General features: G+C 62.3%; 28 protein-coding genes. 19 read left to right on the top strand and 9 right to left on the bottom strand.

What is annotated here, in order from left to right; genetic code table 11:
* Positions 1-134: 134 nt before the first annotated feature.
* The 3 genes from Q1W70_RS03130 to Q1W70_RS03120 form a co-directional block, all read right to left on the bottom strand.
* Entirely contained in the window at positions 135-812 is a 678-nt protein-coding gene (locus Q1W70_RS03130) for a response regulator transcription factor (protein ID WP_166590523.1), read from the bottom strand.
* A 222-nt stretch (positions 813-1,034) separates the two neighbouring features.
* The gene (locus Q1W70_RS03125) at positions 1,035-1,334 is read right to left on the bottom strand and encodes a YciI family protein (RefSeq protein WP_159994346.1); all 300 of its coding nucleotides are present in this window, start codon (positions 1,332-1,334) and stop codon (positions 1,035-1,037) included.
* Position 1,335: 1 nt separating this feature from the next.
* Positions 1,336-1,932: a septation protein A gene (locus Q1W70_RS03120; protein WP_095170019.1), complete on the bottom strand. Its 597-nt coding sequence runs from the start codon at positions 1,930-1,932 to the stop codon at positions 1,336-1,338.
* A gap of 86 nt (positions 1,933-2,018) precedes the next feature.
* On the opposite strand from Q1W70_RS03120, the gene Q1W70_RS03115 reads away from it, so the two are divergent.
* The 7 genes from Q1W70_RS03115 (at position 2,019) to arfB (ending at position 9,521) form a co-directional block, all read left to right on the top strand.
* Positions 2,019-2,882, top strand: a complete 864-nt coding sequence (locus Q1W70_RS03115; protein ID WP_166590522.1) for a PHP domain-containing protein — start codon at positions 2,019-2,021, stop codon at positions 2,880-2,882.
* Between the two features lie 13 nt (positions 2,883-2,895).
* The gene (locus Q1W70_RS03110; RefSeq protein ID WP_166590521.1) at positions 2,896-3,525 is read left to right on the top strand and encodes an L-threonylcarbamoyladenylate synthase; all 630 of its coding nucleotides are present in this window, start codon (positions 2,896-2,898) and stop codon (positions 3,523-3,525) included.
* A complete protein-coding gene (locus tag Q1W70_RS03105; RefSeq protein WP_095170017.1) occupies positions 3,526-4,344 on the top strand; it encodes a segregation and condensation protein A in 819 nt (272 codons plus the stop codon). It abuts the gene before it with no gap.
* A 12-nt stretch (positions 4,345-4,356) separates the two neighbouring features.
* A complete protein-coding gene (scpB, locus tag Q1W70_RS03100; protein ID WP_166590520.1) occupies positions 4,357-5,316 on the top strand; it encodes an SMC-Scp complex subunit ScpB in 960 nt (319 codons plus the stop codon).
* Between the two features lie 168 nt (positions 5,317-5,484).
* Positions 5,485-6,720, top strand: a complete 1,236-nt coding sequence (gene rluB, locus Q1W70_RS03095) for a 23S rRNA pseudouridine(2605) synthase RluB (RefSeq protein ID WP_182343854.1) — start codon at positions 5,485-5,487, stop codon at positions 6,718-6,720.
* Positions 6,721-7,485: 765 nt separating this feature from the next.
* Positions 7,486-8,904, top strand: coding sequence for an amino acid permease (locus tag Q1W70_RS03090; RefSeq protein WP_166590518.1), 1,419 nt, complete (start codon positions 7,486-7,488; stop codon positions 8,902-8,904).
* Positions 8,905-9,107: 203 nt separating this feature from the next.
* Positions 9,108-9,521, top strand: coding sequence for an alternative ribosome rescue aminoacyl-tRNA hydrolase ArfB (gene arfB, locus Q1W70_RS03085; protein WP_095170013.1), 414 nt, complete (start codon positions 9,108-9,110; stop codon positions 9,519-9,521).
* On the opposite strand, the gene Q1W70_RS03080 is transcribed toward arfB, so the two are convergent.
* The 6 genes from Q1W70_RS03080 to phhA form a co-directional block, all read right to left on the bottom strand.
* On the bottom strand, positions 9,518-10,708 hold the full coding sequence (locus tag Q1W70_RS03080) for an MFS transporter (protein ID WP_302098626.1): 1,191 nt from the start codon (positions 10,706-10,708) through the stop codon (positions 9,518-9,520). The two genes, arfB and Q1W70_RS03080, sit on opposite strands and share 4 nt — an antisense overlap.
* Positions 10,709-10,809: 101 nt before the next feature.
* Positions 10,810-10,992, bottom strand: coding sequence for a hypothetical protein (locus tag Q1W70_RS03075; protein ID WP_095170011.1), 183 nt, complete (start codon positions 10,990-10,992; stop codon positions 10,810-10,812).
* Positions 10,993-11,066: 74 nt separating this feature from the next.
* A complete protein-coding gene (locus Q1W70_RS03070) occupies positions 11,067-11,198 on the bottom strand; it encodes a hypothetical protein (protein ID WP_256585517.1) in 132 nt (43 codons plus the stop codon).
* 191 nt (positions 11,199-11,389) lie between these two features.
* Positions 11,390-12,586, bottom strand: a complete 1,197-nt coding sequence (locus tag Q1W70_RS03065) for an amino acid aminotransferase (RefSeq protein ID WP_166590516.1) — start codon at positions 12,584-12,586, stop codon at positions 11,390-11,392.
* Complete coding sequence (locus Q1W70_RS03060; RefSeq protein WP_095080175.1) at positions 12,586-12,942, bottom strand: 4a-hydroxytetrahydrobiopterin dehydratase; 357 nt, start codon at positions 12,940-12,942, stop codon at positions 12,586-12,588. Before Q1W70_RS03060 ends, Q1W70_RS03065 begins: the two co-directional genes overlap by 1 nt.
* Positions 12,943-13,011: 69 nt before the next feature.
* Entirely contained in the window at positions 13,012-13,803 is a 792-nt protein-coding gene (gene phhA, locus Q1W70_RS03055) for a phenylalanine 4-monooxygenase (RefSeq protein WP_166590515.1), read from the bottom strand.
* A 279-nt stretch (positions 13,804-14,082) separates the two neighbouring features.
* Here phhA and Q1W70_RS03050 point away from each other — a divergent pair, with 279 nt between their 5' ends.
* The 12 genes from Q1W70_RS03050 to flgK all read left to right on the top strand — a co-directional run bounded on the left by Q1W70_RS03050 (position 14,083) and on the right by flgK (position 26,884).
* Positions 14,083-15,642, top strand: coding sequence for a sigma-54-dependent transcriptional regulator (locus Q1W70_RS03050; protein ID WP_182343860.1), 1,560 nt, complete (start codon positions 14,083-14,085; stop codon positions 15,640-15,642).
* 168 nt (positions 15,643-15,810) lie between these two features.
* A complete protein-coding gene (locus Q1W70_RS03045; RefSeq protein WP_166590513.1) occupies positions 15,811-15,978 on the top strand; it encodes a periplasmic nitrate reductase, NapE protein in 168 nt (55 codons plus the stop codon).
* 40 nt (positions 15,979-16,018) lie between these two features.
* Positions 16,019-16,285: a chaperone NapD gene (locus Q1W70_RS03040; RefSeq protein ID WP_166590512.1), complete on the top strand. Its 267-nt coding sequence runs from the start codon at positions 16,019-16,021 to the stop codon at positions 16,283-16,285.
* A complete protein-coding gene (gene napA / locus Q1W70_RS03035) occupies positions 16,276-18,780 on the top strand; it encodes a nitrate reductase catalytic subunit NapA (protein WP_302098625.1) in 2,505 nt (834 codons plus the stop codon). Before Q1W70_RS03040 ends, napA begins: the two co-directional genes overlap by 10 nt.
* A gap of 11 nt (positions 18,781-18,791) precedes the next feature.
* Positions 18,792-19,283, top strand: a complete 492-nt coding sequence (locus Q1W70_RS03030) for a nitrate reductase cytochrome c-type subunit (RefSeq protein WP_166590510.1) — start codon at positions 18,792-18,794, stop codon at positions 19,281-19,283.
* A gap of 9 nt (positions 19,284-19,292) precedes the next feature.
* Positions 19,293-19,889: a cytochrome c3 family protein gene (locus Q1W70_RS03025; RefSeq protein ID WP_166590509.1), complete on the top strand. Its 597-nt coding sequence runs from the start codon at positions 19,293-19,295 to the stop codon at positions 19,887-19,889.
* Positions 19,890-20,092: 203 nt separating this feature from the next.
* The gene (locus Q1W70_RS03020; protein WP_166590508.1) at positions 20,093-20,833 is read left to right on the top strand and encodes a flagellar basal body rod protein FlgF; all 741 of its coding nucleotides are present in this window, start codon (positions 20,093-20,095) and stop codon (positions 20,831-20,833) included.
* Positions 20,834-20,878: 45 nt separating this feature from the next.
* Positions 20,879-21,664: a flagellar basal-body rod protein FlgG gene (gene flgG, locus Q1W70_RS03015; protein WP_027620992.1), complete on the top strand. Its 786-nt coding sequence runs from the start codon at positions 20,879-20,881 to the stop codon at positions 21,662-21,664.
* 52 nt (positions 21,665-21,716) lie between these two features.
* Entirely contained in the window at positions 21,717-22,412 is a 696-nt protein-coding gene (gene flgH / locus Q1W70_RS03010; protein ID WP_166590507.1) for a flagellar basal body L-ring protein FlgH, read from the top strand.
* 15 nt (positions 22,413-22,427) lie between these two features.
* Positions 22,428-23,537, top strand: coding sequence for a flagellar basal body P-ring protein FlgI (locus tag Q1W70_RS03005; RefSeq protein ID WP_302098624.1), 1,110 nt, complete (start codon positions 22,428-22,430; stop codon positions 23,535-23,537).
* A 10-nt stretch (positions 23,538-23,547) separates the two neighbouring features.
* The gene (gene flgJ, locus Q1W70_RS03000; RefSeq protein ID WP_166590505.1) at positions 23,548-24,831 is read left to right on the top strand and encodes a flagellar assembly peptidoglycan hydrolase FlgJ; all 1,284 of its coding nucleotides are present in this window, start codon (positions 23,548-23,550) and stop codon (positions 24,829-24,831) included.
* Positions 24,832-24,841: 10 nt separating this feature from the next.
* Positions 24,842-26,884 carry a flagellar hook-associated protein FlgK gene (gene flgK / locus Q1W70_RS02995; protein ID WP_302098623.1) on the top strand — a complete coding sequence of 681 codons (2,043 nt, stop codon included), beginning with the start codon at positions 24,842-24,844 and terminating at the stop codon, positions 26,882-26,884.
* The last annotated feature ends 10 nt before the right edge of the window (positions 26,885-26,894 follow it).

Below are 26,894 nucleotides of genomic sequence, written 5' to 3'. Positions count from 1 at the left end.
CTCCTTGTCTCGTTCCCGGTGTGTTCCGGATGAGTGCAGATTACGCAGATCAAGGTCAGCGGCGGTCAGCGAAGCGTAAAGCTTGGGTAAAGACGGTCGCACGCGCTCCTGACATTGGCGCCGGCCGTGTGCACTCAGAGGCTGTAGTAGTAACCCCGGCTGCGCAGGGCCACGATGCGCGGGCGGCCATCAGGGTGGGGGCCGATCTTCTTGCGCAGGTTGCTGACGTGCATGTCCAGGCTGCGGTCGTAGAGGGTCAGCTTGCGGCCCAAGGCGATCTGCGCCAGTTCCTGCTTGTCCAGCGGCTCGCCAGGCTGCTTGAGCAGGGCTTCGAGCAGGCGGCTTTCGGAGACGGTCAAGGTGTATTCCTGCTGGTCAATGTTGACCACGCCCCGCGCGGGGCTGAAGCACAGGTCGCCGAGTTCCACCTGGCTGGACACGGCCGCCGGGTGACTGCGGCGCAGTACGGCGCGTAGGCGGGCGGTCAGTTCCCGGGGATCGCAGGGCTTGGCCAGGTAGTCGTCGGCCCCCAGCTCCAGGCCGAGGATCCGGTCCAGCGGTTCGCCGCGGGCCGACAGCATCAGCACCGGCAGTTCGGGATGGTCGCTGCGCAGTTGCTTGAGCAGCTCCAGGCCACTGCCGTCGGGCAGCATCACGTCCAGCACCACGGCCGCCGGCGCGGACTCGGCCAGGGCGCGGCGGGCGCTCAGGCCGTCGTGGCAGGCGCGCACTACAAAGCCTTCCTGGCTCAGCCAGCTACCGAGAAGCTCACACAGCTCCTGGTCATCATCAATCAGTAACAGCTCGCTCATGACTTACTCAATTTAGCCATTGTCGATGTGGGGGGTGTCCATCCCTGGCAACGATATCGCAATGCAGGGCCGGGCGCGCGACTGGCATGCCACGACGAACCCGTGCGGCTGAGTGGTCAGCGCGGCAGGGGCGGGTGAAAAACCTGAGACGGGTGGGTTGAAGCAACGATCGCGAGCACTATGGAGTGCGCGATGAACACAAGGTTCACCGCGCCGCCAGGCTTAAGGCAGGACTTGCTTGAACGGCTTGACCAGGACGTTGGCGTAGACACCGGCGTCGATGTACGGGTCGGCATCGGCCCAGGCCTGGGCAGCTTCGAGGGAGGCGAATTCGGCGACGATCAGGCTGCCGGTGAAACCTGCGGCGCCCGGGTCATTGCTGTCCACTGCCGGGTGCGGACCGGCCAGGACCACGCGGCCTTCGGCCTTGAGCTGTTGCAGGCGCTCAAGGTGCGCAGGGCGGGCGGCCAGGCGAGCTTCCAGGGAGTTGGCGACGTCTGTGGCAATAATTGCGTAAAGCATGTCAGTCCTCGGTTTTTGGCGTAGTGGGATCGGCGTCGTGCAGGTGGCGGGACAGGTAGATACCCTGGGCCACCAGGAACAGCAGGGTCATGCCCAGGCTGCCGAAGACCTTGAAGTCGACCCAGATGCTCTGGAAGGTAAACGCGACGAACAGGTTAGCGGCCCCGCAAAACAGGAAGAAGCCAATCCAGGCGATGTTCAGGCGGGTCCATACCGCATCCGGCAGGGTCAGCGCGTGACCCATGATGCGCTTGATCAGCAGTTGCTCGCCGATGAAGTGACTGCCGATAAACCCCAGGGCGAACAGCCAGTTGACCACCGGCGCCTTCCACTTGAGGAAGGTTTCGCTGTGGAAGGCCAGGGTCAGGCTACCGAACACCAGGCAGGCGACGAGGGTCAGCCATTGGCTTTTTTCCAGTTTGCGCTGGGTGATGAACAAGGTGCCATAGACCACCAGGGAGCTGACGATGAGCATCGCGGTGGCGCTATAAATACCGCCTACAGTCAATGGATAGCCGGCGATGTCGACGACCCGGGGGTCGATTTTGAAGACGATGAAAAACAGCAGGAGCGGGATGAAGTCGATGAATTGTTTCACAGTGGCAGCCAGAAGCAGGATGTGGCGGCATAATAACAAACATATTGGGTCGCGATAGCGCCAGCTGATTTGAGGTTACACATCCTGTGAATGTTGATTTGCACTGCCATAGCACGGCCTCCGATGGCGCCCTGGCGCCTGCGGTACTGGTGGCGCGGGCGTTTGAGAAAGGCGTGCGAGTCCTGGCCCTGACCGACCACGACACCCTCGAAGGTCTCGATGAGGCCCGCGTCGCCGCGCAGGCCCTGGGCATGCAGTTGGTCAACGGTGTCGAGTTGTCCTGCACCTGGGGGGGCGCCACCATTCACGTGCTGGGCTACGGCTTCGACGTCAACGCCCCGGCGCTGGTCGAGGCGATCGCCCGGTTGCATGACGGGCGCTGGCTGCGCTCGGAAGAAATCAGCCGCAAGCTGGAGCTCAAGGGCATGCCCGGGGCGCTGGAAGGCGCGCGGGCGATCCAGCAGGAACTCGGCGACAGCGGCAACGCCCCGGCCCGCCCGCACTTCGCCGACTATCTGGTGCGCGCCGGCTACGTCAAGGACCGCGCCGAAGCGTTCCGCAAATGGCTGGGCGCCGGCAAGCTGGGGGACGTCAAACAGCACTGGCCGACCCTCGAGGAAACCGTCGCCACCCTACGCGCCGCCGGTGCCTGGGTCAGCCTGGCCCATCCGTGGCACTACGATTTCACTCGCAGCAAACGCCGGCGCCTGATTGGCGACTATATTCAAGCAGGTGGTCACGCTATCGAAGTGGTCAACGGGCATCAACCGGCCGAGCAGGTCGGCAGCCTGGCCATTCTGGCGCGTGAGTTCGGTCTGCTGGTCAGTGCCGGCAGTGATTTCCATGGCCCCGGAGGTTGGTCCGAGATCGGCGAGTACCGCCCGCTTCCGGAGGATCTGCCACCGCTTTGGTGTCGATTCAAACATGACCCAATTATTGCCGCCGTCTGAACAGGTAGAAAATGTGAGTCAATTTTTCCAGATTCATCCGGAAAACCCACAAGCGCGCCTGATTAAACAGGCTGTCGAAATCATCCGCGCCGGCGGGGTGGTGATCTATCCCACCGACTCGTCCTACGCCATTGGTTGCCAGATCGGTGACAAGAATGCCGTAGAGCGCGTGCGACGCTTGCGGCAGTTGGACGAAAAGCACAACTTTGCGCTGATTTGCAGCGACCTGTCGCAATTGGGGGTGTTCGCCAAGATCGACACCGGCACCTTCCGCATCCTCAAGGCCCACCTGCCGGGCCCGTACACCTTCATTCTCAACGCCACCCGCGAGGTGCCGCGCCTGCTGCTGCACCCGAAAAAACGCACCATCGGCCTGCGGGTGCCGAGTCATCCGATCGCCCTGGCCCTGCTCGAACAACTGGGCGAGCCGCTGATGAGCGTGACCCTGATCATGCCCGGTGACACGGATCCCTTGAGCGATCCCTACGAAATGCGCCAGTTGCTCGAACATCAGGTCGACCTGATCATCGACGGCGGTTTTGGCGGCATCAAGGCCTCCACGGTGATCAACCTGGCCGACGGCGAGCCAGAAGTGATCCGCGTCGGCTGCGGCGACCCGGCCCCGTTCATGGCCGAGGCCTGAATGTCGGTGGTGGAAACCGTCGACAGCCAGGCGGGCGCGCAGCAGGAACTGCCGTTTGCCATGGTCTACGGCCAGGCGGTCATGGAAATGCCGCAGGACCTGTACATTCCCCCGGACGCCCTCGAGGTTTTTCTCGAGGCCTTCGAAGGTCCGCTCGACCTGTTGCTGTACCTGATCCGCAAACAGAACATCAACATCCTCGACATTCCGGTGGCGGAAATTACCCGGCAGTACATGGGGTACGTCGAGTTGATGCAGTCGGTGCGCCTGGAGTTGGCCGCCGAGTACCTGGTGATGGCGGCGATGCTGGCCGAGATCAAGTCGCGCATGCTGCTCCCGCGTTCGGCAGAGATCGAAGCGGAAGAAGACGATCCGCGCGCCGAACTGATCCGTCGCCTGCAGGAATACGAACGCTTCAAGGCCGCGGCCGAAGGCATCGATGGCCTGAGTCGGGTCGGCCGTGACGTGGTGGTGCCCAAGCTGGACGCCCCCGAGGCGCGGGCGCGCAAGCTGTTGCCGGAAGTCCGGCTCAGCGAGTTGCTGCTGTCCATGGCCGAGGTTTTGCGCCGTGGCGACATGTTTGAAAGCCATCAGGTCAGCCGCGAGGCATTGTCGACCCGCGAGCGCATGAGTGATGTGCTGGAGCGGCTCAAGGGTGGCGGTTTTGTGCCCTTTGTCGAGCTGTTCACCGCAGAAGAAGGACGCCTGGGTGTGGTCGTGACCTTTATGGCGATCCTCGAACTGGTCAAGGAATCCCTGGTCGAGCTGGTGCAGAATGAGCCCTTTGCGGCTATCCATGTGCGGGCGCGAGCCGAATAACGAGCAAAATCCATGAATCTGAGTGAACCCCGCGAGCTGGCGCCACTGCTTGAAGCCTTTCTGTTGGCCTCGGGAAAACCGCAATCGATGGAGCGCCTGTTCGAGCTCTTCGAGGAGGGCGAGCGTCCGGAGCCGCCGGTCTTCAAGAAAGCCCTGGCGATCCTGGAAAAATCCTGCGAGGGCCGGGCCTTTGAGTTGAAGGAAGTCGCCTCGGGCTACCGCCTGCAAATTCGCGAAAAGTTCTCGCCCTGGGTCGGACGCCTGTGGGAAGAACGCCCGCAGCGCTACTCGCGGGCCATGCTGGAGACCATGGCGCTGATTGCCTATCGCCAGCCGATCACCCGTGGCGAGATCGAGGACGTGCGGGGTGTGGCGGTCAACAGCAACATCGTCAAGACCCTGCTGGAGCGCGAGTGGATCAGGATCGTCGGCTACCGCGAAGTCCCGGGGCGACCGGCGATGTTCGCCACCACCAAGGCCTTCCTCGACCACTTCAACCTGCAGAACCTAGACGACCTGCCGCCGCTGGCCGAGCTGCGCGAGCTGGAGCCTGAGCCGATGCTCGAGTTCGACGACGCCCCGGTTCCGCCCAGCCTGCAAGCGCTGGCCGACGCCAGTGCCGAGCCGGAAGAGCCGAAGGACGAAACCAGCTTCCATAGCCTGTTGCTGGAGCTGGACTCGATGGAGGAGGGGATCAAGACCGACTTCGACGACCTGCTGCGCGATGGCGAGCCCGGCGAGCAACCGGAGACGGACGAGGCAGTGCCTGAAGTCGAGGTCGAGGCTCAAGCCGAGCCAGAACCAGAACCAGAACCAGAACCCGACATTTTGGGGGTCGCCCAGGCCCGGGAAAAACTCCTGGCCGCGGTCGCCGCCCTGGAGCCGCCGCCACCCCAGTTGAGCGACGAGGAAGCCGAAGCCCTGGCGCTGGCCCAGGCCATCGAAGCCGAACGCCGTCAGTTCGACGACTGACACCGATCGGCGGAAAAAACCGATAGTCGACCGTTTATCAGCTAGTCTCTGATGCGCGAGCCGCGCCATGAGCGTATGATTCGCGACCCTTTGGCGATCCCTTCGCCAAACGACCCGCTTTTACGACTTCAGGCCACGCCTGAACAGACCACACCGGGAGGTGCCCAGATGAGTATCAACGACCAGAAAGACGACCAGGAAATCGGCCCAGCAGGCGAAAAACTGCAGAAAGTCCTCGCCCGTATCGGCGTCGGCTCGCGCCGTGACGTAGAAGCCTGGATCAGCCACGGCCGAATCAAGGTCAATGGCAAAGACGCCACGCTCGGTCAGCGTGTCGACATGCACGACGCCATCACCATCGATGGCAAGGTGATCAAGCGTGAAGAAGCGGCCGAATCGGTCCGCCGCGTGATCATGTACAACAAGCCCGACGGCGAAATCTGCACCCGTGTCGATCCGGAAGGCCGCCCGACCGTGTTCGACAAGATGCCGCGTCCCAAAGAAGGACGCTGGATCAACATCGGCCGCCTGGACATCAACACCACTGGCCTGCTGATGTTCACCACCGACGGTGAACTGGCCAACCGCCTGATGCACCCTTCCTACGAAATGGACCGTGAGTACGCGGTACGTGTGCGTGGCGAAGTCGACGACGAGATGATCGAGCGCCTGAAGGCGGGCGTGGTCCTCGAAGACGGCCCGGCCAAGTTCACCGACATCAAGCAGGCGCCCGGTGGTGAAGGTTTCAACCATTGGTATCACTGCGTGGTGATGGAAGGTCGCAACCGCGAAGTGCGTCGCCTGTGGGAATCCCAGGGCCTGGTGGTCAGCCGTCTGAAGCGCGTGCGTTTCGGTCCGGTGTTCCTCAACTCCGACCTGCCGATGGGCCGCTGGCGCGAAATGAGCCAGTACGAAGTCGACATTCTGAGTGCCGAGGTTGGCCTGACGCCGGTCGCGATGCCGCAGATGAATGCCAAGAGCAAAGACAAGCTTGACCGCATGCAGCGTAAATCGTCGCGCCCAATGGGCAAGACCGAGCGTGTACGCACCTTGCGTCCAGCCGCCGGTGCCCCGGCTACCACGCCGCGTCCAGCACGTGAGCCGCATATCGAAGGCGAGCGTCCGAGCCGCAAGCCGGCAGCCCGTCAGGACGGCGAGCGCGGTCCGCGTTCGCCACGTCCGGCCAACGGTCGCACTGAGCGCGGCGAAGGCCGTGGCGCTCCGGCAGGTCGTGGTACGCCAGTGGCAGACCGTCCGGCCGACACCAACCGCCCGGCCAAGCCTGCGCCGAAAAAGCGTCCAGGCATCGTCCTGGTCGACCGTGACGCGCCATCGGGCAAGCGTCGCGGCGCACCGGCCGGTTCCGGTCAGCGTCCTGGCTTTGGCCGTCGCAAGCCGGAGTGAGTTTGAAGCAGCGCTGAGCTTCAAGCGCTAAGCCGCACGTGAAAACGCCAACCTTCGGGTTGGCGTTTTTTTTGCCCGCTTGAAACTGCTGTGCTGTGGGGGGAGGGTCCCGGCTGGAAAATCGGCGTTACGGCATGTAACGAAAACCTGACGAAAACCCCGGATTACCCTTGTGGAATCGTCCCACCCGCAATGCTGTAAGGAAAATGTTCCGAAAACGCTCGCCACAACTGTCTTCCAAGGCTCTGGCCCGCTTGTTTCGCGGGTCATTGCGCGGTGTCATGCGCCCCATGCCTGTCGTGCAGGTGCATAACAAGAAGGAGGCGCAATGTACGCCGTGAGTCATCTTCATCTCTCTTCGAGGGGCGATTTTTCCGTCACCCCCGCCACGGACCCGCAAAGGTCTGAACCTATTTTTGCAGCCGCCCGCGATCTTCGAGGCGGACACAGGCAATCCCGGCCAACGACACGCTGAACCAGCGAGGTCTGGCAGCAGGGGGTTAGCGGTGTACAATGCGCCGCGTTTTACCTGTGACCCTCTGCGTAACCACGCGATTCTCAAGGCTACCCGCCTTGTTCACTCCGCCGCGTCACGAGCGTGTCGGGTTCGATTTCGTCACAGATAAAAACAAACAGGTGACGCATGACCGTTGTAAATACGCTGAACTCCTGGTGCTTGCGCTGGGGTTTGATCGGCGCTGCCGGATCCTGATCCGGACGGCAACGTCTTAACGAACATCATCAAACCTTGCGTGAGACCCTTTCATGAGTGGACAAACCTCGCATTCAGGCGAGCTGAAACGCGGCCTGAAAAATCGCCATATTCAACTGATCGCCCTCGGTGGCGCGATTGGTACCGGATTGTTCCTGGGCTCTGCCGGCGTACTGAAGTCGGCCGGTCCGTCGATGATCCTCGGCTACGCCATCTGCGGCTTCATTGCCTTCATGATCATGCGCCAACTGGGCGAGATGATCGTCGAAGAGCCGGTAGCCGGTTCCTTCAGTCACTTCGCGCACAAATACTGGGGCGGGTTCGCTGGCTTCCTGTCGGGTTGGAACTGCTGGATCCTGTACATCCTGGTGGGCATGTCGGAACTGACCGCAGTCGGTAAATACGTGCACTACTGGTGGCCGGAGATCCCGACCTGGGCCTCGGCGGCGGTATTCTTCCTGATGATCAACGCGATCAACCTGGCCAACGTCAAAGTCTTTGGCGAGGCCGAGTTCTGGTTTGCGATCATCAAGGTGGTGGCGATTGTCGGCATGATTGCCCTGGGCAGCTACCTGCTGGTCAGCGGCAACGGCGGCCCGCAAGCCTCGGTGAGCAACCTGTGGGAACACGGTGGTTTCTTCCCCAACGGCGTCAGCGGCCTGGTGATGGCGATGGCGATCATCATGTTCTCCTTTGGCGGCCTGGAAATGCTCGGTTTCACCGCCGCAGAAGCCGACCAGCCAAAAACCGTGATCCCCAAGGCCATCAACCAGGTGATCTACCGGATCCTGATTTTCTACATCGGCGCCCTGGTGATCCTGTTGTCGTTGACCCCATGGGACAGTCTGCTGAGCACCCTGAACGCTTCGGGCGACTCCTACAGCGGTAGCCCGTTCGTCCAGGTGTTCTCGATGCTGGGCAGCAACACCGCCGCGCACATCCTCAACTTCGTGGTCCTGACCGCGGCCTTGTCGGTGTACAACAGCGGTACCTACTGCAACAGCCGCATGCTGCTGGGCATGGCCGAGCAGGGTGATGCGCCCAAAGGCCTGGCCAAGATCGACAAGCGCGGCGTGCCGGTACGCTCGATCCTCGCGTCGGCCGCAGTGACCCTGGTGGCGGTGCTGCTCAACTACCTGATCCCGCAACACGCGCTGGAACTGCTGATGTCGTTGGTGGTTGCCACGCTGGTGATCAACTGGGCGATGATCAGCTTCTCGCACTTCAAATTCCGCCAGCACATGAACCGCACCCGCCAGACGCCGCTGTTCAAGGCCTTGTGGTACCCCTACGGGAACTACGTTTGCCTGGCGTTCGTGGTGTTTATCCTTGGCATCATGTTGATGATCCCGGGCATTCAGATCTCGGTGTTTGCGATTCCAGTGTGGATCCTGTTCATGTGGGTCTGCTATGGCATCAAGAACAAGCGCAGTGCGCAACAGGCTTTGAATGGGGTGCCTGCTGTTAAGTGAGTAGGTCGTGCTGTTGCAGCGAACCCGGCCCTGTGCCGGGTTTGTTGTTTCTGGGGGGTAGATCCGTTGCTGCGGTTGAGGCTGGTATGGGGTCCGCCGTCAGGCCGCAATCGTCAGCGGCCGCTACCGCAGAAACGGATATGCCCCCAATCAAGCGCGCACAATCGCGTATCCTGACCCCCCCCGATTACGGACCGCTTTCCATGCTGGTGATTTCCAACAACGTGCATCTGCCGGATGCCGAGATCGAGTTGACGGCCATTCGCGCGCAAGGCGCCGGTGGGCAGAACGTCAACAAGGTCTCCAGTGCCGTGCACCTGCGTTTCGACATTCCGGCCTCGTCCTTGCCCGAGTTCTACAAGGAGCGCCTGCTCGCGCTGCGCGACAGCCGGATCACCAGCGATGGCGTGATCATCATCAAGGCCCAGCAATACCGCACCCAGGAACAGAATCGGGCGGATGCCCTGGAGCGATTGACCGAGTTGATCCTGGCCGCCACCAAGGTCGAAAAGAAGCGCCGCCCGACCAAGCCGACCCTGGGCTCGAAAAAGCGCCGGTTGGAGTCCAAGACCAAGCGGGGTTCGATCAAGGCCGGGCGTGGCAAGGTGGATTTCTAGCGGTTTTCCCGCAGCCTCGGCGCCTGGCGGTAGAGGTAGACGCTCAGTGCCAGGCCGCTGAGGGCCGCGAGGGCGGCGAACAGGAAGATCGAGGCGAAGCCGAAGCCTGCGGCGATTGCGCCGGCCAAGGGGCCGGTAATGCCCAGGGACAAGTCGATGAACAGCGAGTAGGCGCCGACGGCCGCGCCACGGCTGGAGGCGGGCACCAGGTTGACCGCTTCCACGCCCAGGGCGGGGAACACCAGCGAAAAACCGAACCCGCTCAACGCCGCCCCGGCCAATGCCCAGTTCGCGTCCGGAGCCAGCCACAACAGCAGCAGGCCAAGGGTTTCCACCGACAGGCAGGCAATCGCCACCCGAAAACCGCCCAGGCGGTTGATCAGGTTGCCGAACAGCAGGCGCGCGCCAATGAAGCTGGCGCCGAACAGGCTCAGGCACAGCACGGCGTTATCCCAGTGCTGCGTGGCGTAGTACAGGGTGATGAAGGTGGCGATGGTGCCAAACCCGATGGACCCCAGCGCCAGCCCGCAACCGTGTGGCAGCACCCGTCCCAGCACATGCAGGAAGGGCAGGCGTTCGCCGGCGACGATCGGCGCAGCGGTTTTTGGCCAGGCCAGCAGCAGGCCGACCAGCGCCAGTAAAATGATGCTGATGCCCATGCTCCATAGCCCGAACTGGCGCACCAGCAGGACGCCCAGCGGGGCACCCACCGCCAGCGCGCCGTAGCTGGCGATGCCGTTCCAGGAAATCACCTTGGCAGTGTTCGACGCGCCGACTCGACCGATGCCCCAGCCGATCGAGCCCGACCCCACCAGGCTTTCCGCGCTGCCCAGGACCAGGCGACCGATCAACAGGCTGATCAGGCTCACCATCGGCAGGCTCTGGGTCCACGCCGAGAGCAGCATGAACACACCGCTCAGGCCGCAGCCGGCCAGGCCGTACATCACCGCCAGCTTGCTGCCCTTGTTGTCGATGATGCGTCCGGCATAGGGGCGGCTGAGCAGGGTGGCGAGGTATTGCACGCTGATCACCAGGCCCGCGATCACCGCGCCAAACCCCAGGTCGCTGTGCACATAGCCGGGCAATACGGCCAGGGGGATGCCGATGTTCAGGTAGCCGATGAAGGTAAATAGGACGATGGAAACGACTTGCAGCGTGACCGCCATGGGGCGCTGGGGATCTGGCATGGGGAGAGTCCACGGGACAGCGGGATAGATAGGCTGCTTATGATACCGGTGGTTGGCGCTGTGGAGGGGGAGAATTTGCCGGGTTGGGCGGCGGTGCTCGATCAGGTTTTGCTGGGCGCGACCAATTGGGTGGTGACCAGGGCGGCGAGGGCGTTTTCCTGGCTGCCGAAACGGTCCAGGAGCAGGGCTTGCTTCTCGGGCGTCAGGCGGTTCCAGACGTCGATCATCTGTTGCGCGGCATCGATCAGCACGCTGGCCTGGGATTCGTCGAAGGTGTCGGTCATGGCGGGGGGCTCAGGTTTCAGGCTGTGTGGAAAGCGCATCAGTCAGCGCTTTCCACACGGTCTGGGTAGTGCGCTTAGTCTTCGCTGTCGGCCTTGCGGCTACCAGTGGCTTCTTTCGGCTCGGGCTGTTGGGCACCGGCTTGTTGCGGGGTTGTCTGCTCAGTTTCGTGCAGGCTTGGGAAGGGGAGATTCGGAATCTCGTGCATGTTGCTTGCTCCTCGCAAAGTCTGTTTGTAAATCGCTGTGTAGAACCACGCTTTCAAAAAGCCTTGGCAGGATACAGCAGGAGAAATGACAAATAGACTTTTATCTCGGATTTCTGCGACAGATGGCCGCACTGTAGCTGCACAACCCCATCGCAACTGCTACGGGCTTGTGCAGCTACACGAGGTAGCGTTTAGTCACGGCAGATGTCAGCGATCGCCTCGGCCAGCAGGTCGAGGCGCGTGGCGTCGATCCCGGCCACGTTGGCGCGTCCCGAGCTGACCATGTACACGCTGTGTTGCTCGCGCAGCTTTTTCACCTGCTCTGGCGTCAAGCCCGTGTAGGAAAACATCCCGCGCTGCACACCAATGTGGGCGAAACGCTCGCGCAGACCGTGGGGTTCCAGCGCTTCCACCAGGCCCGAACGCAGTTGGGCGATACGCTGGCGCATGGCTTCCACTTCGTCGGCCCAGCGCTGTTTCAGCTGCGGGTCGCCGAGGATGGTCGCCACCACGGCCGCACCGTGATCCGGTGGCGTCGACCACAGGTTACGGGCGATGTGGGCCAGTTGGCTGCGGACATCGGTCAGCTTCTCGGCATCCTTGGCGCAGACAATCAGCGCCCCGGTGCGATCGCGGTACAGGCCGAAGTTCTTCGAGCAGGAACTGGTGATCAACAGCTCAGGCAGCTCCTGGGCGAACAAGCGCACGGCCCAGGCGTCCTGCTCCAGGCCATCGCCAAAGCCCTGGTAGGCGAAGTCGATCAGCGGCAACAGTTCGCGGCTGCGCACCACGTCCAGCACCCGGCGCCAGTCATCCTGGGACAGGTCGAAACCGGTCGGGTTATGGCAGCAGGCGTGCAGCAACACCACGTCGCCCTTGGGGATCTGGTTCAGGGTGGCCAGCATGGCCTCGACGTCCAGGCGGTTGTCACTGCCCACGTAGGGGTAGTGGCTGACCTTGAGGCCGGCGGTGGCGTAGATGGTTTCGTGGATCGGCCAGGTCGGGTTGCTCAACCAGATGCCGCGCCCGGGCAGGCAATGTGCGATGAAATCGGCACTCAGGCGCAAGGCCCCGGTGCCACCCGGAGTCTGGGTAGCGCCGGCCCGCTGCTCGGCGATCAGCGCCGAATCGGCGCCCAGCACCAGCTCGTTGATCACCTTGCCGAACGCCGGGTCACCATGACCACCGATGTAGGTCTTGGTGCCCTGGCCGTCCACCAGGCGCTGTTCGGCGAGTTTCACCGACTGCGGGATGGGCGTCAGGCCCTGGGCGTCTTTATAGACACCCACGCCGAGGTCGAATTTGCGCGGATTGGGGTCCTGCGCATAGGCCTCCATCAGGCCGAGGATCGGGTCGCCGGGCACCCGGCCGATGGCGTCGAAAAACATTACTTGCGGCCCTCGGCGTCCTTGGCCACTTCGTCAGTGCGCGCGGCCATGATGAAGTCGTTGCGGTGCAGGCCCTTGATCGAGTGGCTCCACCAGGTCACGGTGACTTTGCCCCACTCGGTGAGCAGGCCTGGGTGGTGACCTTCGGCCTCGGAGATTTCACCCATGGTGTTGGTGAACGCCAGGGCGAACTTGAAGTTCTTGAACAGGAAAACTTTTTCCAGCTGCATGACGCCGTCGCGAACTTCGATGTTCCAGTCAGGGATCTGCTTGATCAATACCGGCAATTCTTCGTCGCTGACTTGTGGAGCATCGGCGCGGCAGGCTTCGCAATGGGCTTGGTTGAGAGCGGTCATGGGGGGTTCCTGATTTCGATTCTTGTTAGACGTTACTATTTTTTGTGAGGCGCCGCGACTGCGGCGTCCTCAGGCTGCCTTGGGTTTTGGCGGAAATTTCGGCGCGTGCAGACCCAGCTGCATGCCCTGGTGGACCATGCCCATGATGTCTTCGTGGGCCAGGTCGAACAGGCGCTTGAGGTTGGGCAGGACAAAGTACAGCGGTTGCAGGATATCGATGCGGTATGGCGTGCGCATTGCTTCCAGCGGATCGAAGGCCTGGTGCTCGGGCTCGCCGGACAGGCTGTACACGGTTTCCTTAGGCGAGGAGAGAATGCCGCCGCCGTAGATGCGCTGGCCTTCAGGGGTGTCGACCAGGCCGAACTCGATGGTCATCCAGTACAGGCGCGCCAGGTACACCCGTTCTTCCTTGGTTGCCTGCAGGCCGAGCTTGCCGTAGGTGTGGGTGAATTCGGCGAACCAGGGGTTGGTCAGCAGCGGGCAGTGGCCGAAGATCTCGTGGAAAATGTCCGGCTCTTGCAGGTAATCCAGTTCTTCGCGGGTACGAATAAAGGTCGCGACAGGAAACTGCTTGCTGGCCAGCAATTCGAAAAAGGTCTGGAACGGAATCAGTGCCGGAACCCGGGCAACTTGCCAGCCGGTGGTTTCGCCCAGGACTTTGTTGATTTCGTCGAGCTGGGGAATGCGGTCATGGGGCAGGCCGAGCTTGTCGATACCTTCCATGTACTCCGGGCACGCACGGCCCTCGAGCACTTTCAGCTGGCGAGTGATCAGCGTGTTCCACACCGCGTGTTCTTCAGCGGTGTAGTGGATAAACCCTTGCGCATCGGGCTCGCGGGCCACGTATTGCGTCTGCTTCATGCTGCTCTCCTGCAAAGGGATACGTTCTTGTTATGTCTTGCCTATGGACCTAGAAATACCCCGAAGCGTGCGCCCGTGCAGCAGGGTCCTGGACGAGCGGGTAGGAAAAATCGCTGCTTTTCGTAAAGTTTTCGTTACGCGAGACCGCCTATGGCGCGCCTATTGCGATTTCCCGGTTTGAAAAGCCCTGAAGCTGTCACATAATCTTGACGACTAACTTTGGGTGGCGGCAGAAAAATCCTCGCCACCCGCTGTCCATCTCCTTGTCCGGGCCTTTTTATGCGTATCAAAGTCCATTGCCAGAACCGCATCGGCATCCTGCGCGACATCCTCAACCTGCTGGTGGAGTACGGGATCAACGTCGCTCGCGGGGAGGTCGGCGGGGAGCACGGCAACGCGATCTACCTGCATTGCCCGAACCTGATCAATATCCAGTTCCAGGCGCTGCGGGCGAAGTTCGAGGCGATTGCCGGGGTATTCGGAGTCAAGCGGGTAGGGCTGATGCCCAGCGAACGTCGGCACATGGAGCTCAATGCCTTGCTGGGGGCACTGGAGTTCCCGGTGCTGTCGATCGACATGGGCGGCTCGATCGTCGCGGCCAACCGTGCGGCGGCGCAATTGCTCGGGGTGCGGGTCGACGAAGTGCCGGGGATCCCACTGTCACGCTACGCCGAGGATTTCGACCTGCCGGAACTGGTGCGCGCCAACAAGTCGCGGATCAACGGCCTGCGGGTCAAGGTCAAGGGCGACGTATTCCTGGCCGATATCGCCCCCCTGCAGTCGGAGCATGACGACAGCGAGGCCATGGCCGGCGCGGTGCTGACCCTGCACCGGGCGGACCGGGTCGGTGAGCGCATCTACAACGTGCGCAAGCAGGAGTTGCGCGGCTTCGACAGCATTTTCCAAAGCTCCAAAGTGATGGCCGCGGTGGTCCGGGAGGCGCGACGCATGGCGCCCCTGGATGCGCCGCTGTTGATCGAGGGCGAGACCGGCACCGGCAAGGAACTGCTGGCGCGCGCCTGCCACCTGGCCAGCCCGCGTGGTCAGTCGCCGTTGATGGCGCTGAACTGCGCCGGGCTGCCGGAGTCGATGGCCGAGACTGAGTTGTTCGGCTACGGCCCCGGCGCGTTCGAAGGCGCACGGGCCGAAGGCAAGCTCGGGCTGCTGGAGCTGACCGCAGGCGGTACGCTGTTTCTCGATGGCGTCGGCGAAATGAGCCCACGCTTGCAGGTGAAATTGCTGCGGTTCCTGCAAGACGGTTGCTTCCGCCGCGTGGGCAGCGATGAAGAGGTCTACCTGGATGTGCGGGTCATCTGTGCGACTCAGGTCGACCTCTCCGAACTGTGCGCCAGCGGTGAGTTCCGCCAGGACCTGTACCACCGTTTGAATGTCCTGTCGCTGCACATCCCACCGTTGCGCGAATGCCTCGACGGCCTGACACCGCTGGTGGAACACTTCCTCGACCAGGCCAGCCGGCAAATCGGTTGCCCTTTGCCGAAACTGGCGCCCGCTGCCATGGACCGGCTCAGTCACTACCACTGGCCGGGCAATGTCCGGCAATTGGAGAACGTGCTGTTCCAGGCGGTGTCGCTGTGCGAAGGCGGCACGGTCAAGGCCGAGCACATTCGCCTGCCGGACTACGGTGTGCGCCAGCCGCTGGGGGATTTTTCCCTGGATGGCGGACTGGATGACATTGTCGGGCGTTTTGAAAAAGCCGTGCTGGAGCGTTTGTATTCCGAACATTCCAGCAGTCGATTGCTCGGTAAACGCCTGGGGGTTTCCCACACCACTATTGCCAACAAGTTGCGCGAGTATGAAATCGGCAAACTTGAGCGCTAACTAAGTCGCCCTTGCATGCGCGGGCCTTAGTGGGCGAGGTGCCGCGCGATTAATGTTCATCATTGTTGAATGCGGGTTAATCCTGTTTGAACTTCCGCTGATCTGAATCATGGAAATTAGCAGGGCGGGCATCTAGTCTCAGTTCACTTTCTGGCAGGAGCCCTGGCCATGACGACGGTTGATGAGTCCGCTCTACGTGCGCGCAAGGAAAGGCGGCTGTTGCTGTTCCTGGTTGTGTTTCTTTTTCCCCTGCTGTCGGTGGTGATAGTGGGCGGCTACGGCTTTTTCGTCTGGTTCCTGCAAATGCTCCTCGGTCCTCCCGGGGCACCGCACTGATTGCTTGTCCACGTGCGTTTACAGGCAAGGAGTGTTGGCCATGGAACAAAAACTACACATCGCCAGTTTGATCGTGCAGGCCCGTGTCGAGATGTTCAGCGCGGTGAAGGCCAACTTGCGCCTGCTCCAGGGCGTTGAACTGCACCAGGAAAGCCCCGAGGGCAAAGTGGTGGTGGTCCTGGAAATGCACGGCGAGCCGCAGATTCTCCAGCGCATTGAACAGATTGGCCGCCTGCCCGGCGTGCTCAACGCCTCCCTGGTTTACCACGAGATCCTCGATCCGAGCGGAGAACACCCATGCCCATGACCCGTCGTGAATTCGTCAAGGCCCAGGCGGCCGGGATTGCCGCGGCGGCTGCCGGGCTGCCGGTGTTCACCTCGGCCAGCAACCTGATCACCGAGCAGGACATGGTCGCCCTGACCTGGAACAAGGCGCCGTGCCGGTTTTGCGGCACCGGTTGCAGCGTGATGGTGGCGACCAAGGACAACCGGGTGGTGGCGACCCACGGCGACGTCAAAGCCGAGGTCAACCGTGGCCTGAACTGCGTCAAGGGCTACTTCCTGTCCAAGATCATGTACGGCGTGGACCGCCTGACCCAGCCGCTGTTGCGCATGACCAACGGGCAATACGACAAGCAGGGTGAGTTCCAGCCGGTGTCCTGGGAACAGGCGTTTGATGTCATGGAGTTGAAGTTCAAGGAGGCGCTGAAAAACAAAGGCGCAGAGTCGATCGCCATGTTCGGCTCCGGACAATGGACCGTGTGGGAAGGCTACGCCGCCAACAAGTTGATGAAGGCCGGATTCCGCAGCAACAACCTCGACCCCAATGCCCGGCATTGCATGGCCTCGGCGGTCATGGGGTTCATGCGCACCTTCGGCATCGATGAGCCCATGGGCTGCTATGACGACATCGAGGTCACTGACGCGTTTGTGTTGTGGGGCTCGAACATGGCGGAGATGCACCCGATTCTCTGGAGTCGGGTCACGGACCGGCGCTTGAGCCAGCCCGAGGTCAAGGTGGTGGTGCTGTCGACCTTCGAGCACCGCAGCTTCGAGTTGGCCGATATTTCCATGGTGTTCAAGCCGCAGACGGACTTGTTGATCCTCAACTACATCGCCAACTACATCATTGAAAGCGGCTCGGTGAACAAGGAATTTGTCAGCCGGCACACCCGCTTCGCCAAGGGGGTCGATGACATCGGCTACGGCCTGCGCAGCGATCATCCGCTGGAACAACAGGCCAAAAATGCCGACAAGGCGAACACCTGGACCGACATCGACTTCGAGCAGTTTGCCGCCTTCGTCAAACCCTACACCCTGGAGCGCACCGCCAAGGAGACCGGGGTTCCGGCCGAGCGGCTCAAGGCGCTGGCGCAGTTGTATGCCGACCCGAAACGCAAGGTGGTGTCTTTCTGGACCATGGGCTTCAACCAGCACACACGCGGGGTGTGGGCCAACAACCTGATCTACAACATCCATTTGCTGACCGGCAAGATCAGCGAGCCGGGCAACAGCCCGTTCTCCCTGACCGGCCAGCCTTCGGCCTGTGGCACGGCGCGGGAAGTGGGGACCTTTTCCCACCGCCTGCCGGCAGACATGCTGGTCACCAACCCGGCACACCGCGCCACCGCCGAGAAAATCTGGAAACTGCCGGCCGGTACCATCAATCCCAAGGTGGGTTTCCACGCAGTGCAACAGAGCCGCATGCTCAAGGACAGCGTGGTCAACGTGTACTGGACCATGGCCAGCAACAACATGCAGGCCGGGCCCAACATCATGCAGGAAGTCTTGCCGGGCTGGCGTAACCCGCAGAACTTCGTGATCGTTTCCGACGTGTACCCCACGGTCTCCGCGCAGGCCGCCGACCTGATCCTGCCCACCGCCATGTGGGTGGAAAAGGAGGGGGCCTACGGCAATGCCGAGCGGCGTACCCAGTTCTGGCATCAACTGGTATCCGCCCCGGGGGAGGCCAAGTCCGATCTCTGGCAATTGGTGGAATTCTCCAAGCGCTTCACCACCGATGAGGTCTGGTCCGCGCAGTTGCTGGACAGTGCTCCAGAGTACAAAGGCAAGACCCTGTACGAGGTGCTGTTCAAGAACGGCAACGTCGACCAGTTCCCGATCGAGCAGATGGACTCGGCCTTTCAAAACGACGAAGCCAAGGATTTCGGGTTCTACCTGCAAAAAGGCCTGTTCGAAGAGTACGCCCAGTTCGGCCGGGGCCACGGTCATGACCTGGCGCCGTTCGATCGTTATCACACCGAACGCGGCCTGCGCTGGCCGGTGGTGGACGGCAAGGAAACCCGCTGGCGCTTCCGCGAGGGCCATGATCCCTACGTGGAGAAGGGCAGTGGCGTGCAGTTCTATGGCTACCCCGACAAGAAGGCGATCATCTTCGCGCTGCCCTACGAGCCGCCGGCGGAATCCCCTGACCAGGAGTTCCCGTTCTGGCTGAGCACCGGGCGGGTGCTCGAGCACTGGCACACCGGAACCATGACCCAGCGCGTCGAAGAACTCTACAAGGCGGTGCCCGATGCCCTGGTGTTCATGCACCCGGCCGATGCCAAGGCGCTCAATGCCAGGCGAGGCAGTGAGGTCAAGGTGATCAGCCGACGCGGGGAAATGCGTGCGCGCATCGAAACCCGTGGGCGCAACAAGCCACCCCAGGGACTGGTGTTCGTGCCGTTCTTCGACGCCAACCGTTTGATCAACAAGGTCACCCTCGATGCGACGGACCCGATCTCCAAGCAGACGGACTATAAAAAGTGCGCGGTCAGGATCGAGCTGATCAAGACTGCCTGAGGAGAGCTTTGATGACTGCTCGTACGCTGTCCTTGCTGGTTGCACTGCTGCTGGGCGTGTCCGCGGCCTACGCCACGGAGCCTGGGTATCCACTGGATGCGCCAGCCCCCGATGGCAGGCGTGCCGGCGGTACCCTGACCCAGGAGCTGCCGGCTCCGCCCATCGCCGAGGAGGAGAACAAGGACCTCAAGCGTGAGCGCAATTACCCCGAACAGCCGCCGACCATTCCCCACAGCATTCGCGGTTATCACATCGACAAGAACAGCAACAAATGCCTGTCCTGCCACAGTCGGGCCAACAGCGCGCTGACCCAGGCGCCGATGATCAGCATCACCCACTACATGGACCGCGACGGCCAGGCGCTGGCTGCCGTTTCGCCGCGGCGCTACTTCTGCAACCAGTGCCACGTGCCGCAGCAAGACGTGAAGCCGTTGATCAACAACAGCTTCAAGAACATTGACCAGGTGCTGCAAGACGAAATCAACCGCAAGCAGAAACCCTGAGGAGTGGTCATGAAGTCATTGTGGGTACTGTTCAAAGACTACTGGCAGATCCTGCGTCGCCCCAGCGTTCACTACAGCCTGGGGTTCCTGACACTCGGCGGGTTTATTGCCGGGGTGATTTTCTGGGGCGGATTCAACACCGCGCTGGAGGCGACCAATACCGAGAAGTTCTGCATCTCCTGCCATGAAATGCGCGACAACGTGTTTGTCGAGCTGCAGGAAACCATTCACTACACCAACCGCTCAGGGGTGCGCGCCACCTGTCCCGACTGCCACGTACCGCACGAGTGGACCCACAAGATCGCGCGCAAGATGCAGGCGTCAAAAGAGGTCTGGGGCAAGGTGTTCGGCACCATCAACACCCGCGAGAAGTTTCTCGGCATGCGCCGCGAACTGGCCGAGCACGAGTGGGCCCGCCTCAAGGCCAACGACTCTCGCGAGTGCCGCAATTGTCACAACTTCGAGTTCATGGATTTCACCCGCCAGGGCAAGCGCGCCGCCAACATGCACTCCACGTCCCTGGCCAGCGGCGAGGCGACCTGCATCGACTGCCACAAAGGCATCGCCCACAAGCTGCCCGACATGAGCGGCGTCAAGGGTTGGTAGCCCTCCTGTCCGGCGCATTGCCGTAAAGCGGCATAAGCGCGCCGGTTTTTCGTCTCTGCCGTCTGCCATCTTCTTCCTCTGGATCGACCCAAGTCCTGTGTTTAAAGGACCTGGGGCCTCTGCGCGCAAGTTGGTCTGCAAATTGCTAAAGCCTTGCCAGTACAGCAGTGGGCGGCAAACGTCCGGCATGCAGAGGAAAGACTGTGGACAAGTACCTTTATGTGGCCATGACCGGCGCCAGCCAGAACGCGCTGGCGCAAAAGGCCCATGCCAACAACCTGGCCAACATCTCCACCAACGGTTTCCAGAAAGACCTGGAGCAGGCGCGGTCGATGCCGGTGTTTGGCGACAGCTTTCCGGCGCGGGCCTTTGCCCTGTCCGAACGTCCGGCCACCGACTTCAGTCCGGGCTCGCTGGTGGAAACCGGGCGTGACCTCGACGTGGCGGTCAGCGGCAACGGCTGGATTGCCGTGCAGAACCCCGACGGCAACGAAAGTTATGTGCGCACCGGCAGCCTGAATGTCGATGCCCTGGGTGTGCTGCGTGCCGGCAACGGCATGCCGGTGATGGGCAATGGCGGGCCGATTGCCGTGCCGCCCGAGCAGAAGATCGAAGTCGGCCAGGACGGCACCATCAGTATCCGCGCCATGGGTGAAGGCCCGCGCGTGATGGCCGAAGTCGACCGCATCAAGCTGGTCAACCCGGACCTGAAGAACATGACCAAGGGCCTCGACGGTTCGATCCACACCAAGGACGGCCAGCCCGCGCCGGCCGATGCCAACGTGCAGCTGGTGTCGGGTTTCCTGGAGTCGAGCAACGTCAACGCGGTGGAAGAAATGACCTCGGTGCTGGCCCTGGCCAAGCAGTTTGAGCTGCACGTCAAAATGATGAACACCGCCAAAGAAGACGACCAGGCCATGGCTCGGGTCTTGCAGATCAGCTAATTATCAGAACGTCGCGCCGTAAAACAGGCGCACGAGGAGAATCGAATGCTTCCGGCTCTATGGGTTGCCAAAACAGGCCTGTCCGCCCAGGACACCAACCTGACGACCATTTCCAACAACCTGGCCAACGTCTCGACCACGGGCTTCAAGCGTGACCGTGCCGAGTTCCAGGACCTGCTGTACCAGATCAAGCGCCAGCCGGGTGCCCAGTCGACCCAGGACAGCGAACTGCCGTCGGGCCTGCAATTGGGTACCGGTGTGCGCATCGTCGGCACCCAGAAAAACTTCACCGCCGGCAGCCTGCAAACCACCGAGCAGCCGCTGGACATGGCCATCGACGGTCGTGGCTTTTTCCAGGTCCTGCAGCCGGACGGGACGACCTCCTACACCCGTGACGGGACCTTTCACCTGGACTCCAACGGCCAGATCGTGACCGCCAGCGGCTATGCCCTGGAGCCGGCCATTGTCATCCCCGCCGAAGCCCAGACCTTCACCGTGGGCCGCGACGGCACCGTGTCGATCACCATCGCCGGCAACCCGGCCGCCCAGGTGATCGGCAACCTGCAAACCGCCGACTTCATCAACCCGGCCGGCCTGCAGGCCACCGGCAACAACCTGTTCCTGGAAACTGCCGCCAGCGGTGCGCCACAGATCGGCACCCCAGGCCTGAACGGTTTTGGTACCACCCTGCAAAGCACCCTGGAAACCTCCAACGTCAGCACCGTGGAAGAGATGGTCAACATGATCACCACGCAACGTGCCTACGAGATGAACTCCAAAGTCATCTCCACCGCCGACCAGATGCTTTCGTTCGTCACGCAGAATCTGTAATCAAGTCTATGGGGCGGCCTGAGGCCGCCTGCAACACCGTGAGGTTAGGGTCATGAATCGCTTTGTATCTGTTCTCGCATTGAGTGGGATCGCCGTGCTCGCGGGCTGCGTCGGGCCGACGCCGAAACCCAATGACCCTTACTACGCCCCGGTGTTGCCGCGCACGCCTTTGCCGGCGGCGGCCAACAATGGCTCGATCTACCAGGCCGGCTTCGAGCAGAACCTGTACAGCGACCGCAAGGCGTTCCGGGTCGGTGACATCATCACCATCACCCTCAACGAGAAAACCCAGGCCAGCAAGAACGCCAACTCGCAAGTGGGCAAGACCAGCAAGGCCAACATCGGCCTGACCTCGTTGTTCGGCTCGGTGCCCAACACCAACAACCCGTTCGGCAGTGGCGACCTGAGCCTGGACGCCGGCTACAGCGGTGACCGCGCGACCAAGGGCGACAGCAAGGCCGGGCAGGGCAACAGCCTGACCGGTTCGATCACGGTGACCGTGGCCGACGTGTTGCCCAACGGCATCATTGCCGTGCGCGGCGAGAAGTGGATGACCCTCAACACCGGCGACGAGCTGGTGCGCATTGCCGGCCTGGTGCGCGCCGACGATATTTCCACCGATAACACCGTGTCCTCGACCCGGGTCGCCGACGCGCGCATCACCTACTCGGGCACCGGCTCGTTTGCCGATGCGAGTCAGCCAGGCTGGTTCGACCGTTTTTTCCTAAGCCCGCTGTTCCCTTTCTAGGTGATGACTCTCTCCATGCTGAACTTCAAGCACCTGCTGGCGGCCGCGTTGTTGCTGGGCACTTCCCTGGGCGTGCAGGCCGAGCGGTTGAAGGACATCGCCAGTATCTCCGGCGTGCGTTCCAACCAGTTGATCGGCTATGGCCTGGTCGTTGGCCTCAATGGCACGGGTGACCAGACCACCCAGACCCCGTTCACCCTGCAGACCTTCAACAACATGCTCTCGCAGTTCGGCATCAAGGTGCCGCCGGGTTCGGGCAACGTGCAGTTGAAGAACGTCGCCGCGGTGTCGATCAGTGCCGATTTGCCAGCGTTCGCCAAGCCTGGGCAGCAGGTCGACATCACCGTGTCCTCCATCGGCAACTCCAAGAGCCTGCGTGGCGGCACCTTGCTGCTGACCCCGCTCAAGGGGATCGACGGCAACGTCTATGCGGTGGCCCAGGGCAACCTGGTGGTGGGTGGTTTTGACGCCGAAGGTCGTGACGGTTCGAAGATCACCGTCAACGTGCCCTCGGCCGGTCGCATCCCTGGTGGCGCCTCGGTGGAGCGCGCGGTGCCGAGTGGGTTCAACCAGGGCAACAGCCTGACCCTCAACCTCAACCGTTCGGACTTCACCACGGCCAAGCGCATCGTCGACAAGATCAACGGCCTGCTCGGCCCGGGCGTTGCCCGGGCCATCGATGGCGGTTCGATTCGCGTCAGCGCGCCACTGGATCCGAGCCAGCGGGTCGACTACCTGTCGATCCTGGAAAACCTCGAAGTCGACCCCGGCCAGGCCGTGGCCAAGGTCATCATCAACTCGCGCACCGGCACCATCGTGATTGGCCAGAACGTCAAGGTGTCGCCGGCGGCCGTGACCCACGGCAGCCTGACCGTGACCATCACCGAAGACCCGATTGTCAGCCAGCCGGGGGCGTTCTCCAACGGCCAGACGGCGGTGGTGCCGCGCTCCAATGTCAACGCGCAGCAGGAAGCCAAGCCGATGTTCAAGTTCGGCCCGGGCACCACCCTCGACGAAATCGTGCGAGCGGTGAACCAGGTCGGCGCAGCACCGGGTGACTTGATGGCCATCCTCGAAGCCTTGAAACAGGCCGGCGCGCTGCAAGCCGACCTGATCGTGATCTAAGGTGACGAACATGGACATGCGCAAGAGCGGCCTGGTCAGCAGCAGCGATTCGGCGGCCTATTCCGATCTCAACCGGCTGAACCAGCTCAAGGTTGGCGACAAGAACAGCGACGGCAACATGCGCAAGGTGGCGCAGGAGTTCGAATCGCTGTTCCTCAACGAAATGCTCAAGTCCATGCGCTCGGCCACCGACGCGCTGGGCCAGGACAACCCACTGAACACTGCAGCGGCCAAGCAGTATCAGGAAATGTACGACCAGCAACTGGCGGTTTCCATGTCCCGCGAGGGCGGTGGCATTGGCCTGGCCGATGTGTTGATGCGCCAGATGTCGAAGAACAAGCCGCTGGCCCCCGGCGAGGCAGCCGCGTTGTCGGCGGCCAAGCAGGAAGCCGCCAAGGCGGCGGTGCAGACGCCGATTGCCGCCGGTACGGTGGCCACTGACGGGCCGCTGTCGCGCCTCAATGGCCAACGCCCGTTGTGGGCCTCGCGCGCGATCAATCCACCCCAAGCCGCAGAGCAGGGCGTGCACGGCAATGACATGGCGCTGATCAACCAGCGGCGCCTGGCCCTGCCGCCGAAGCTGGCGGATCGTCTGTTGGCGGGGTTGGTGCCGTCGGCCAGTGGGACGGCGGCCACGACCGCCACCACCACCTTGCCCAACCGTGCGACCCGTGACGGCAATGCGCTGGTCAAGGGTGACTGGCAGCCAGCGCAGAGCTATTCCGCCGAGCGCGGGCGCCTGCAGGTCTATGGTCGCGCGATGGCGCAGCCACCGCTGGCTCCGGCGCCCAAAGCCTTCAACTCGCCGGACCAGTTCATCACCACCATGTTGCCGATGGCGCAGCAGGCGGCCGACCGTATCGGCATCGATCCGCGTTACCTGGTGGCCCAGGCCGCCCTGGAAACCGGCTACGGCAAATCAGTGATGCGCACCGCCGACGGCACCAGCAGTCACAACCTGTTCGGGATCAAGACCGGCAGCACCTGGAAGGGGGCGCAGGCCCGGGCCATCACCAGCGAATTCCGCAATGGCGAGATGGTCAAGGAGACGGCCGAGTTCCGTTCCTACGCGTCCTACCAGGACAGTTTCCATGACCTGGTGACCCTGCTGCAGAGCAACAATCGTTATCAAGAAGTGCTGAAGTCGGCCGATAACCCCGAACAGTTTGTGCGTGAGCTGCAAAAGGCCGGGTACGCCACCGACCCGAACTACGCCAGCAAGATTTCGCAGATTGCCAAACAAATGAAGAGCTATGAGCACTACGCCTCGGCGGGCTCTTCCACGAATTTATAAGGTCTGAACCATGAGCTTGATCAATATCGGGATGTCGGGTCTGAATGCGAGCCAGGCGGCGTTGGCCACAGTCGGCAATAATATTGCCAACGCCAATGCTGCGGGCTACTCGCGTCAACAAATCGTCCAGGGTAGTGCAGGCTCGCAACAGGTCGGTGGCGTGTTCATCGGGACCGGCACGACCCTGGCGGATGTGCGCCGGGTGTACAACGCCTACATCGATGCGCAGTTGCAGACCACCACCTCGCTCAATGGTGATGCCCAGGCCTATCTCGATCAGATCGGCGCGGTCGACAAGTTGCTGTCGGATAAAAACACTGGGGTTTCTGCCGCCCTCGGCAGCTTCTTTGCCTCGCTGCAAACTGCAGCCGGCGCCCCCGGCGACATGTCGGCGCGGCAGTTGCTGCTGACCAACGCGCAGACCTTGAGCAACCGCTTCAATGCGATCTCCAGCCAGCTCACGCAACAGAATGACGGCATCAACAGCCAACTGACCACCCTGGCCTCGATGGTCAACCAGCACACCGCGACCATTGCCTCGCTCAACCAGCAGATTACCCAGGCCAGCACCTCCGGCAGCACTCCGAACAACCTGCTGGATGCGCGCAACGAAGCGGTTCGCTCGTTGAACGAGCTGGTGGGGGTCAAGGTGCAGGAGCACGACGGGGTCTACGACATCTCGCTGGGCACGGGCCAGACGCTGGTCACGGGCAATACCTCCAACACCTTGTCGGCGGTGCCGGGCAAGACCGACAAAAGCCAGTACAGCCTGCAGATCGACTACCCGCAATCGAGCCTCGAGGTGACCTCGGTCGTCACGGGCGGCAAGATGGGCGGTCTGATCCGCTACCGCAACGACGTGCTGACGTCGGCCATCAACGACCTGGGGCGCACCGCGCTGGTGGTCTCCGATGCGTTCAACAAGCAACTGGGCCAGGGCCTGGATGCCAATGGCGAGTTCGGCTCCTCGTTGTTCAACAACATCAACAGCCCGCAGGCGATCAGCCAGCGCAGCCTGGCCACCACCGGTAACAGCGCCGGCTCCGGCAACCTGGACGTGACCATCGGCGACAGCAGCGCGTTGACCGCCTATGACTACCAGGTGACGTTCACCAGCGACAAGAACTACAGCGTCAAGCGTTCCGACGGCACCACCCTGGGGCCCTTCGATGTCACCAAGACTCCGCCGGACATGATTGACGGCTTCACCCTCACGCTCAATGGCGGCGGCTTGAGTGCCGGCGACAGCTTCAAGGTCAGCCCGACCCGCACTGGCGCCAGCGACCTCAGCGTGCAGTTGAAAGACCCCAACAAACTGGCGTTCGCCGGGCCGTTGCTGGCGGACAAAGGCAGCTCCAACTCCGGCACGGGTGCCTTGAGCAGCCCGAACCTGTCGTCGATGCTGGATATCTACGGCGGCGCGGACCTGGGCCAGTTGCAGAGCCAGATCGAAGGGGCGATGCCGGTGCGGATCGCCTTCGACGAGGCGAAGGATGGCACCCAGACCTATCGCGTGCTGAACGAGGCGGGCACCGAAATCGGCAAGGGCAGCATTGTGCCCGGCCAGGACAACAAGCTGACGATCAATGTGCCGGTGCTCGATGCGGCCGGCAATCCGCTGAAGAACGCCGATGGCACGGCCAAGACCATTGGCTTCGATACCACGGTCAGCGGCTCGCCGGGCAAGGGCGACAGCTTTGACATCAAGTTCAACAAGGACGGCAAGGCGGACAACCGCAATGCCAACGAAATGCTCGCCCTGCAGACCAAGGCCACCGTTGGCGCCAGCGGCGGCAATGCCGGTGTCAGCATGGGGCAGGCCTACAGCCAGTTGGTGTCCACCGTCGGGGGCAAGGCCAGCCAGGCCAGTGTCGACGGCACGGCCAACAACGCCGCGCTGGCCTACGCCAAGTCCAGCCGCAGCTCGGTTTCGCAGGTCAACCTGGATGAAGAAGCCAGCGACCTGATCAAGTTCCAGCAGTACTACACCGCGTCGTCGCAGATCATCAAGGTCGCGCAGGACACGTTCTCGACACTGATCAACAGTCTTTAAGGGAGTCCTT

Origin of the sequence: Pseudomonas kielensis (assembly GCF_030505375.1) — a bacterium.
In the GTDB taxonomy this organism is placed as follows: Bacteria; Pseudomonadota; Gammaproteobacteria; order Pseudomonadales; family Pseudomonadaceae; genus Aquipseudomonas; species Aquipseudomonas kielensis.
Note: the sequence above shows the minus strand (reverse complement) of the source record. Positions and strands in the feature narration are given on the sequence as shown.

Bases quoted from the DNA above. Each gene is read 5' to 3' on its own strand.
- Q1W70_RS03130 (WP_166590523.1), bottom strand. From the start codon at position 812: ATGAGCGAGCTGTTACTGATTGATGATGACCAGGAGCTGTGTGAGCTT.
- Q1W70_RS03125 (WP_159994346.1), bottom strand. From the start codon at position 1,334: ATGCTTTACGCAATTATTGCCACAGACGTCGCCAACTCCCTGGAAGCT.
- Q1W70_RS03105 (WP_095170017.1), top strand. From the start codon at position 3,526: ATGTCGGTGGTGGAAACCGTCGACAGCCAGGCGGGCGCGCAGCAGGAA.
- scpB (WP_166590520.1), top strand. From the start codon at position 4,357: ATGAATCTGAGTGAACCCCGCGAGCTGGCGCCACTGCTTGAAGCCTTT.
- rluB (WP_182343854.1), top strand. From the start codon at position 5,485: ATGAGTATCAACGACCAGAAAGACGACCAGGAAATCGGCCCAGCAGGC.
- Q1W70_RS03090 (WP_166590518.1), top strand. From the start codon at position 7,486: ATGAGTGGACAAACCTCGCATTCAGGCGAGCTGAAACGCGGCCTGAAA.
- arfB (WP_095170013.1), top strand. From the start codon at position 9,108: ATGCTGGTGATTTCCAACAACGTGCATCTGCCGGATGCCGAGATCGAG.
- Q1W70_RS03080 (WP_302098626.1), bottom strand. From the start codon at position 10,708: ATGCCAGATCCCCAGCGCCCCATGGCGGTCACGCTGCAAGTCGTTTCC.
- Q1W70_RS03075 (WP_095170011.1), bottom strand. From the start codon at position 10,992: ATGACCGACACCTTCGACGAATCCCAGGCCAGCGTGCTGATCGATGCC.
- Q1W70_RS03070 (WP_256585517.1), bottom strand. From the start codon at position 11,198: ATGCACGAGATTCCGAATCTCCCCTTCCCAAGCCTGCACGAAACTGAG.
- Q1W70_RS03065 (WP_166590516.1), bottom strand. From the start codon at position 12,586: ATGTTTTTCGACGCCATCGGCCGGGTGCCCGGCGACCCGATCCTCGGC.
- Q1W70_RS03060 (WP_095080175.1), bottom strand. From the start codon at position 12,942: ATGACCGCTCTCAACCAAGCCCATTGCGAAGCCTGCCGCGCCGATGCT.
- phhA (WP_166590515.1), bottom strand. From the start codon at position 13,803: ATGAAGCAGACGCAATACGTGGCCCGCGAGCCCGATGCGCAAGGGTTT.
- Q1W70_RS03050 (WP_182343860.1), top strand. From the start codon at position 14,083: ATGCGTATCAAAGTCCATTGCCAGAACCGCATCGGCATCCTGCGCGAC.
- Q1W70_RS03045 (WP_166590513.1), top strand. From the start codon at position 15,811: ATGACGACGGTTGATGAGTCCGCTCTACGTGCGCGCAAGGAAAGGCGG.
- Q1W70_RS03040 (WP_166590512.1), top strand. From the start codon at position 16,019: ATGGAACAAAAACTACACATCGCCAGTTTGATCGTGCAGGCCCGTGTC.
- napA (WP_302098625.1), top strand. From the start codon at position 16,276: ATGCCCATGACCCGTCGTGAATTCGTCAAGGCCCAGGCGGCCGGGATT.
- Q1W70_RS03030 (WP_166590510.1), top strand. From the start codon at position 18,792: ATGACTGCTCGTACGCTGTCCTTGCTGGTTGCACTGCTGCTGGGCGTG.
- Q1W70_RS03025 (WP_166590509.1), top strand. From the start codon at position 19,293: ATGAAGTCATTGTGGGTACTGTTCAAAGACTACTGGCAGATCCTGCGT.
- flgG (WP_027620992.1), top strand. From the start codon at position 20,879: ATGCTTCCGGCTCTATGGGTTGCCAAAACAGGCCTGTCCGCCCAGGAC.
- flgH (WP_166590507.1), top strand. From the start codon at position 21,717: ATGAATCGCTTTGTATCTGTTCTCGCATTGAGTGGGATCGCCGTGCTC.
- Q1W70_RS03005 (WP_302098624.1), top strand. From the start codon at position 22,428: ATGCTGAACTTCAAGCACCTGCTGGCGGCCGCGTTGTTGCTGGGCACT.
- flgJ (WP_166590505.1), top strand. From the start codon at position 23,548: ATGGACATGCGCAAGAGCGGCCTGGTCAGCAGCAGCGATTCGGCGGCC.
- flgK (WP_302098623.1), top strand. From the start codon at position 24,842: ATGAGCTTGATCAATATCGGGATGTCGGGTCTGAATGCGAGCCAGGCG.